Here is a 341-nt window from a genome sequence, read left to right as displayed (position 1 = left end):
CCTAAAGCTTTGCACTTTGCAACTTCTTGAACAAGGTAATCAAAGTTTAGCTCAGGGTTAGGGCCAGATGTCATTTGAATCAATCCAACACAATCCATGCGTATTACTCCTCCATTCATTTGATTCAGAAACCAGCATTGACCGTATTAACCACTTACGATATTAACCACTTACCGTACCAAGCGACGACCATCTTCACTAGCTCGACTATTAACTAACTCATCAATAAACAACTCGTGTACTCACGACTATTGCGCCAGCTTTCTCAGCTTCTCTGGTAACTTGAACTCACCAGAACTACGGGAAAGCTCACTCACCGTTGGCGCATCCAAGGGCCCTTT

1 pseudogene is annotated in these 341 nt (G+C 43.7%); it reads right to left on the bottom strand.

From position 1 onward, the window contains the following. Nucleotides 1-98: pseudogene (locus FTW16_RS15490) on the bottom strand (carbon-nitrogen hydrolase family protein); the annotation flags it as partial. Nucleotides 99-341 lie beyond the last annotated feature (243 nt).

The organism is Vibrio sp. T20 (genome assembly GCF_007858795.1).
Lineage (GTDB): Bacteria > Pseudomonadota > Gammaproteobacteria > Enterobacterales > Vibrionaceae > Vibrio > Vibrio satsumensis.
Note: the sequence above shows the minus strand (reverse complement) of the source record. Positions and strands in the feature narration are given on the sequence as shown.